Source organism: Brevibacillus sp. SKDU10, from assembly GCF_001645205.1.
GTDB lineage: Bacteria > Bacillota > Bacilli > Brevibacillales > Brevibacillaceae > Brevibacillus_B > Brevibacillus_B halotolerans.
This window is the reverse complement of sequence record NZ_LSSO01000062.1, coordinates 1-6,848: the sequence shown is the minus strand read 5'-3', so window position 1 is coordinate 6,848 and position 6,848 is coordinate 1. Positions and strand designations below refer to the sequence as shown.

The 6,848-nt window shown below is 38.7% G+C and carries 5 protein-coding genes and 1 pseudogene; 5 read left to right on the top strand and 1 reads right to left on the bottom strand.

Features of this window, described 5'->3' with window-relative positions:
• A partial coding sequence (gene loaP / locus AYJ08_RS04455) for an antiterminator LoaP (protein ID WP_231929002.1) occupies positions 1-473 on the bottom strand: 473 nt, incomplete at its 3' end.
• A gap of 548 nt (positions 474-1,021) precedes the next feature.
• On the opposite strand from loaP, the gene AYJ08_RS04450 reads away from it, so the two are divergent.
• The 5 genes and pseudogenes from AYJ08_RS04450 (at position 1,022) to AYJ08_RS04430 (ending at position 6,171) form a co-directional block, all read left to right on the top strand.
• A complete protein-coding gene (locus AYJ08_RS04450; RefSeq protein ID WP_064016747.1) occupies positions 1,022-1,687 on the top strand; it encodes an MBL fold metallo-hydrolase in 666 nt (221 codons plus the stop codon).
• A gap of 33 nt (positions 1,688-1,720) precedes the next feature.
• Complete coding sequence (gene fabD / locus AYJ08_RS04445) at positions 1,721-3,439, top strand: ACP S-malonyltransferase (protein ID WP_064016746.1); 1,719 nt, start codon at positions 1,721-1,723, stop codon at positions 3,437-3,439.
• A gap of 22 nt (positions 3,440-3,461) precedes the next feature.
• Entirely contained in the window at positions 3,462-4,061 is a 600-nt protein-coding gene (locus AYJ08_RS04440; RefSeq protein WP_231929001.1) for a thioesterase domain-containing protein, read from the top strand.
• 319 nt (positions 4,062-4,380) lie between these two features.
• Positions 4,381-5,394, top strand: coding sequence for a hypothetical protein (locus tag AYJ08_RS04435; protein ID WP_064016744.1), 1,014 nt, complete (start codon positions 4,381-4,383; stop codon positions 5,392-5,394).
• 295 nt (positions 5,395-5,689) lie between these two features.
• Positions 5,690-6,171, top strand: a pseudogene (locus tag AYJ08_RS04430) (helix-turn-helix domain-containing protein).
• Positions 6,172-6,848 lie beyond the last annotated feature (677 nt).

The window sequence follows — 6,848 nt, the reverse complement described above, 5'->3', positions numbered from 1 at the left end:
CCGTCTACCTTCTGAATCTGTCTTTCCATTCCTTTCAAGGGACCCGAATTGACAGTGACCTCTGAATTTTCTAAGTGGATTTTTGAATAAGCAATGATGTCTGTATTGCCTAATAACCGTAACAGCGGGGACATTTCTTCATCATCAATAGCTGAAAAATTCGTGATTGAAATATCCTTCTTAGCATGATTGCTGCTTGTTAATTTTGAATATATGGGGCCTATATTAACAAATTTGTATAAGTTAGGTATTTCTTTGATTTTGTAAAAAACACTTGAAGTCATATCCGTTTTAATTAAGACATAGCCAGGGAATAAAATTTTAATATTGCGAAAAATGACTCCGTTCTTTTTCTCAGGAATTTTTCTCTTAGGTATGAGAGCATACAAAGTTTGTTCATCAAAATGATAGTTCAAATGATTTTTAACTATTTCTTCGCCGCCTGATCTTACGTAAAGAGCATACCATTTCAAAGTAATTATTCCTTTCAAAAAGTTTTTTTACGTACATCTTTCAGCAGTCAAAATGTCTGGGCGCTATGCAAAGGTTTTTATTTATGTTGAATATAATTATAGTCTAGTTGAAAAGTAAATCAACCATAATTTTTTCAAACTTTTGTTAATTAATAACCATAAAATGTTATGCAATTCTAATGATTAAAATAACAAATTGACAATTATCGACATTTCGCAGTATTATTTGTATAATGCTACTAATTATAAAATTAAGAATTTTTCTTGATCATATAGGCAAAACATTTTCACTGTAACAGCCATTCATTCTCTAGTGGAAACTAATCGTTGTTTCGGCACGTTAGGGGAAACTAGGGTACATACATGAAATAATGAGTAGTGTACATATTTGTAGACGATATGGAGAAGGTGTGTCTGCAAGCTTACATAAACTGCAAAATGTAACCGCAATCAGCGCAATTTACATACATAAAAAATGTAAGAGGGGAATAATTCCTCTTTTTTGTTTTTTAGATATAAACAACTTTGAAAGGAGATACGCGGATCATATGAATGATACTTATCGTTTATACAAACTCAAAGTTGGTTTCAATTACAGTTATATCATCATGGATCAAGCTACGGGGAAGGCAGCAATTGTGGACCCTGCATGGGATTTGGAACGTATTACGACCATGCTTGCTGACCTCGGTGCAGAGGTAACGATGATCCTGCTTACTCATTCACATTACGATCACGTTCATTTGGTAGAACCGTTAGTGAATCGGTATCAGCCAAAGGTATACATGTCTTCCGAAGAAATCGACTATTATCAGTATCATTCTCCTCATTTGCACTCCTTTGCCGATGAAGATGAGATTATGCTGGGAGAGACAAGGATCATTTGTCTTCTAACACCGGGACATACGGCAGGAGGTTCCTGTTTTCTCTTATCTGCTGCATTGTTAACAGGGGATACCATCTTCGTGGAAGGCTGTGGAATTTGCGATACGCCGGGAGGATGTCCAGATCAAATGTATGAAAGCGTACAAAAAATTCGAAATAGGGTCGATCCAAATGTTCGCGTATATCCGGGACACTCATATGGGAAAGAGCCAGGATATCCTTTGGGCTATCTTTTGAAAAACAATATTTATTTCCAAATTGAAAATAAAGAGCAATTCATCAAGTTTCGGATGCGTAAAAATCAGAAAAATTTATTTGATTTTAAATAAGGGTACTGGCTGTATGAGAACGGGGGAGCGTGGATGGAAAAACCGATTGTGTTTATGTTTTCAGGACAAGGCTCACAGTATTTTCAAATGGGAAAAGAATTATTTGGCCAGAATCCGAGCTTCAGAAGATGGATGCTACAGCTAGATCGGATCTCATCTTCCATTACAGGGCAGTCCGTACTTGAGATTTTATACGATCCAACAAAAGCCAAAGGAGATAGATTTAATCAGACGAAACATACACATCCGGCCATTTTTATGCTGGAATATGCATTGGCGAAGACCTTGATCGAAAGTGGTATTCGTCCGGCCTATGTGCTTGGGAGCAGTCTTGGAGAATTTGCCGCCGCGGCTGTTGCTGGGATTTTAGATGCAGAGCAAGCTCTTACGGCTGTACTTAAACAGGCAGAGGTATTTGAATCTACTTGCGTTCCTGGAGGTATGCTAGCTGTTTTAGCAGAGCCGGCCGTTTATGAAAATAGAATTCTAAAGAACGAAACAGAGCTTGTGGGAGTGAATTATCATTCCCATTTTGTTATATCTGGGGGTATGGTTCAGATACAAGCGGCTGAGAGATTTTTAAGGGAGCAAAATATCATTTCCCAGCAACTACCAGTTTCTTTTGCGTTTCATTCGTCACTGATTGACCCTGCTGAATTGGATTACAAAGCCTTTCTCTCCACACAAAGACAAAAGCAGCCTACTATTTCCTTTGTTTCAGGGGTAAAAGGAAGGCTGACAAGTGAAATAGACAGGGATTATTTTTGGGATGTTGTACGACAACCGATCTGTTTTTTCGAAGCTTTGCAGGATATGGAGCAAGAAAGCGATTATATCTATCTGGATATTAGCCCTTCTGGGGCCTTGAGCAATTTTGCCAAAAGGATCATCCGTTCTGATTCTCAATCGGAATGTTACAGCATTTTGTCATCATACGGGGTGCAACGAGAGGTAATAGAGCGTTTGCAACGTGCTGGTAAGGAAAAAAACATGCTTTCAAAGGGAAGGAAGGAAAAAAAGATGACAACCTTTTTGTTTCCAGGACAAGGCTCTCAGCATAAAGGAATGGGAGAGGCACTGTTTGACGAATTTGCTGAGATAACTGCAAAAGCAGATGAAATTCTCGGTTATTCCATTAAGGAGTTATGTCTGGAAGATCCTAACAAGCAGTTGGGAAGTACCGATTATACACAACCTGCTTTATACACCGTCAATGCGTTAAGCTACCTGAAAAGAGTGAAAGAGACTGGACAGAAGCCGGATTTCGTGGCTGGCCACAGCTTAGGGGAATACAATGCTCTATTTGCGGCGGGAGCCTTTGATTTCGAAACGGGATTAAGAATAGTAAAAAAACGGGGCGAGCTTATGGCCAAGGCTACTGGTGGAGGTATGGCTGCCGTCATGGGCTTACGTGAAGAGCAAATCAATGCGGTTCTTCAACAAAACGGGCTTACATCAATTGATATTGCTAATTATAATTCGCCTTCTCAAATTGTTCTGTCGGGAAGAAAGGAAGAAATTGTACAGGCTCAACCAGTCTTTGAAGCGGCCGGAGCCGTAATGTATATTATTTTGAATGTGAGTGGGGCATTTCACTCCCGCTATATGGAGCAAGCAAAACAGGAATTCAGACATTTTTTAGAGCAATTTTCATTTGGAGCCTTGAGCATTCCTGTCATTTCCAATGTAACCGCCCGTCCTTATAAACAATGTAATATCAAACAAAACACTAGGTGGCCTGCTAGCCTATGAAGTAACGCGCCAGCTTCAGGTATTGGGAGAGATTGTTGATACCTTAGTAATGCTGGACACATATTATGACTCAGAAATTCAATCGGCTGAAATCTCAACGAAGTCCAAGAATTTACAAACCATTAACATTGCTTTGGTAGCGGCAAAATCTGCTGAACAGGCTAATCCGATGCATTCCCTCATTCATAGGGATGAATTGAATTGTCTTGCGGATGATGAGACATTTTTGGATCAGCTTATTGGACTTGCTCAAGAAAGAGGAATTACGGTTCCAAAGGATCAACCCAAGGCGCAAATTCAGCAAAATGTAAGGATTCAAAAGGCTTTCGACCTAAAACATTACGCGGTATCTCCGTTAGTAGACCCACATGGAGTAACTTGCTATTATTTCCGGAATAAAAGTGAACTGTTTTTAGGGGAATTAGAGCCTTATTTTGTAACGGAGGAAGATTCCCTCTCTTTGGACCATCGACCGTATTGGCAGGGGTGGAGGGGGAAATTGCCTAAGCTCAATCTGGTAGATGTGGATTCACCTAACCATATGTTTCTCCTGGCAGAACCACAATCACTACAACCAATAATCGCTTTATGTGAAAAGCTGTACGCTACAGATGACAAGTAATTCTAATGTATACAATCGTTTATACAATAAATCAGCGACTTCAAACGCTCGGTTTTAGTAAGTTTCATCTATGATATCGTAAAAGAGACCTGTCCTTTTCTGGCGGGTCTCTTTTTTTTCAGATTTTATCTGGAGGATTTACAAGATTTATTGTTCCAAACGAGCAAAAGAAGAACTGGGAATAGGAGAGGAGAGCAACCCTAGCTTTTTTCGAAAGAGAACTTGTGTCTTCATCGAGCTCCTTTTTTTATGGATGGTGTAACAATATCTGTTTTGCTGGATCAAATAAGTGATTAACAAACAGAAAGGATGTCATGTGATGAAAAAACAAGCGCTTTTAGCGGTATGCACACTTACTCTATTGTTACAGACCGTACCATCTTTCTCTGGGGTGATATCATCAGTGTATGCAGCAGAGAATGCTTTACCGGCTACAGAAATGAAACTACCATCCCTTACAGAACTGGACAAACATGTGATTGAAACAATGAAGAAGGCCATGCAATCTATAGCAGAAGGTGTTGAAATTGAATTGGACGAAATCGCCGGGCAAAATCCGAGCTTCTGGGTCGTTAAAGCCAAAGACAATCGAGGCAACATCCTTGTCGATAAAAAAACGGGCGAGGTAAAGCATGTGAATGTCAGATTTTCCTTTGAAGAAGTGAAGCCAAGCTTACGGGAATCTGTTATGAGAACATTAAAGGGGCTAGATGAAAAACAAACTTTTAAGATTACTAGCGTAGAAAGAACGAAATGGGAGAAGGAGAATGTCTGGTTGTTTCGATCAGATAATGACTCAGCTTCTGTCTTACTTGACGCACTAACAGAACAGGTAATTTCTGCTGGGGCTTCGTATAAGACTGAACAAATTGATCCAAGTAAAGTAAAAACCGCTGAGAAAGCGATAAAAGAGCTGGCCAATAATCAATCGGTTCAACTTCTACCTACTGCCAGAATCTATACAAGTCCGAAAGAAAGCATCGATAAAGTGTGGTCTTTTGGGGATAGACAGCACGGTTATTCCGTATATGTAGGTGCTAAAACAGGTAAATTGGTGTCAGTAACCTCAAGCAAAGAGGTTGACTATGTATCCGATGAGGAACGCCAAAAGGTATTTGCAAAACCTTTCTATACCAAAGAAAAAGCGATACTCGCTGCCAGTCCAATGGTAAAAAAGTGGTTTCAATTAGACCTTAAAGGCTATGATGTTTCTGTTCATTATAATGAGTATACTTTTACTAAAAAAGGTATGCCAACGATCAAGGCCAGCATCAATAAGAAAGGGACCTTTTGGGCTTATTCTATTAAACCGGAACAAGGGTTGATAAACTAAATTGATGATAGGTTGTTCATCATCATATATAGGGTTACTTCCTGCTAGAGAAAAGGATACAGTATATACCCCGCCATGTAATGTCTGGCGGGGATACTACCAATTGTCTTTTTAATCTGATTTTTTCCTCGGGTAAGCCCAGCACGATCTACATCAGCCAGATCTTGCACGAACAGATAAAGAACGAGTCTTTTCGCTACCTTCTGCTACTTATGACCAATCTCAATGCCTCTGCAAAAAGGTAGTCTCAACGCCAGGTTTTCCGTCACGTAATCAAATCATTCTTTGCAGATTTTTGAAACTCTCATGCCTAAATAAAAAGGAGGAGATACATCTTATCATTGCAAAAAACGTAAAAGCCTTTCGTGAAAGTAAGAAATTAAGTCTTGAAAGAGTTGCTGAACTAACTGGAGTAAGCAAAACGATGATCGGTCAAATCGAAAGAGGGGAATCGAGCCCTACGATTACAACTATCTGGAAAATCGCAAATGGATTAAAGATTTCTTTTACTTCACTCATAAATAATCCACAACCAGATACCCAAGTTGTTTTGAGAAATGAAATTAAAACATTATCTGAAGACAATGGAAAATATCGAGTCTTTCCCAATTTTTTGTTTGATGATGACAGACGCTTTGACGTTTACTCAGTCGAGAAAGGCGGTTTTCTAAGTTCTGATGCGCATATGGAGGGAACGGGGCAGACAGCCCCCATACCTATCATAATGCAGGAAGGACATTAACCCGATTGAGTATGATTTTGTATTATCCAACCTAATATCTCCTGTTTGAGATATCGGACCGCCATTTCAATTTCTCATTATCCATTAACAATACCTAATAGAAAAAGTTCTTTGAGTGAATTATCTCCTCTAAGGACTTTTCTCTATTACATCAAAATTTTTCAAAAGACTTTCTTTTCCATGTGATTTTGAAGCAAAATTCTACATTTTAATTCTAGGCCAATCTTATTCCCTCAATATACCTATGAAAGAATTTCTGATTCTTTTCATTAAGCTCCTCAAGCTGATAAATTAATTTATTGCAATTATGTAAAATATATACAATTTGGAGATTAGAGGTAATTTATGTTTTTTATGGCCTCTTGAACTAGAAACTTATTTTGGAACCATTATACATGAGCAACTCGGCAACAAACTTAATAATATTTCTAATTCTGTTATAACTGTTATTTCATACGGGATTCCTGCCTTTTAAAAGAACGAATTGGAGAAACAGTCCAATCGGACATTGTCTCTTGAGCATACGATTTATAAACGAAGGTTAAAAGGAGGAATCTCATTATGGGTTACCATGAAATCTGTAGTGAATGTGGATATAAAAAATGCAGATGTAAGAAAAAACGTTCTTCACATGATAGCAAGTGCAAAGTAAAGAATAAAATTAAGATTAATGTACCAACCGGAGCAACCGGGGCAACCGGGGCAACCGGAG